Below are 1,637 nucleotides of genomic sequence, written 5' to 3' on the forward strand. Positions count from 1 at the left end.
GCCAAAACGCACCACTGTTTGCCGCTGCTGGTCGAGCCGTGAAGGGCCGGAAAAACGGGAAGATCCTGTTTCATCGCTCAAACTCCACGGCTTCAAGTCGCCGGGGATTGCAAGCATTGCGGGCAATCGGGACCAAGCGGGGGATCAGCATCGGCACCATTTTCTGATAGGCGCGATAGGTATTGCCGAATTCACGCACCAGAGACCGTTCCTCGAACCACAAGCCGATCAGAACATAAGCGGTCATCGCCCCGGCAAAGATCAGATGGCCAACCGTCATATGCGGCGTACCGAAGAACACCAGAGTGACGCCCAATTGCATCGGGTGGCGCACAAATCGGTACAGCATCGGCGTGCGGAACTGCGGTGCGGGCATGGGTTTTTCGGTATGTGCCGACCAGATCTGGCGCAGGCCGAACAGCTCGAAATGGTCGATCAGTAAAGTCGAAAGCACAACCAGTACGACGCCCGTGGCGCAGACTGCATAGGCCAGCCATGCGTAAACGCCCCCGACCTGCCAGATCGTTGCCGGGATCGGTTGCCACTGCCACAGGGCGAGGCCCAGAAACAGCGCCGATTGCAGGACAAAACTGCTGCGTTCGGCCTCGGCCGGGACGATCGTGGTCCACCAGCGTTTGAAGCGGTCCCGCGCCATCAGGCTGTGGAAAAAGCCGAACAGAAAGACCAAGCCCAGATTGGCCGTAACGGCCAAATCAACTGGGCCAGGTGTGCCGCTGTTGATGGTTTTGGGCACCGGAAGTTCCAGCAAAAACGCGATCATGTAAAGGAAAACAACGTTGAAAAGGATGTAGGCGGCAATGCCATAAAGGATCAGGCCGGGGCGTTTCATTTCAGGCTCCTGTGACGAGGTAAGCTACACACGACCCGCAAAACCAAAGGCGGGTCAGGGAAGGCTTACGCCAGTGCCGGGCCCGCCGCTTGAGGGTTGCCTGAGGGTTTGCTGAAGATTGCCGGGCTATTCGCGAACCACAGGTTTGTGTTGGCCACAAAGATCAGGCTAAAAAAGGCGCAATGGTGTATGAGTTTGACGCGTACCGGCTGAATACCGCGCTTTTGGAGCTGTCCGGCCCAGACGGCCCAATCGCATTGGAGCCGAAATGCCTTGCCCTGTTGCAGTTCCTGATCCGCAACCGGCACCGCGCCGTGTCCAAGGACCAGATCTTTGAGGCCATCTGGCCCGACCTGATCGTGACCGAAGCCTCGCTTTCAACCGCCATCCGCCAAATCCGGCGGGCCGTCGGCGATGACGGAGATCGGCAGGCGATCATTCGCACCGTCCGGGGTCATGGCTTTCGGTTTGTGGCCGAAGTGACCGAGGCCATTGCCACGCCCAGAGATCTTTCTCAGCCCGCCACAAACAGCGTCACCGGTCCTGCGCAAAAACCGACGCTGGCGATACGTCCCTTTCAGCTGATCGGCGGAGACACCACGCAGATCGCCATTGCCGAAGCCATCCCGGCCGAGCTGATCGCGACCCTGTCCCGGCTGCGCTGGATCAACGTGATCGCCCGTGGCTCCAGCTTTCGGTTCGCGGGGCCTGAAACCGATCTGACCGACATGGGGTCGCAACTGGCCGCGCAGTTCGTCGCGTCAGGCACCGTGGAGTGGCAGGGCAC

The 1,637-nt window shown here is 59.9% G+C and carries 2 protein-coding genes; one reads left to right on the forward strand and one right to left on the reverse strand.

What is annotated here, in order from left to right; all coding sequences use genetic code 11:
• Positions 1-70 precede the first annotated feature (70 nt).
• Positions 71-850, reverse strand: coding sequence for a methanethiol S-methyltransferase (mddA, locus tag ACRZ9X_RS22395; RefSeq protein ID WP_480522306.1), 780 nt, complete (start codon positions 848-850; stop codon positions 71-73).
• Between the two features lie 182 nt (positions 851-1,032).
• Between mddA and ACRZ9X_RS22400 the strand changes: the two genes are divergently transcribed.
• Positions 1,033-1,637 (forward strand): winged helix-turn-helix domain-containing protein (locus tag ACRZ9X_RS22400; RefSeq protein WP_480522307.1); only part of this gene is annotated, 605 nt, incomplete at its 3' end.

The sequence above is a fragment of the Ruegeria sp. AL1 genome, from assembly GCF_056540905.1.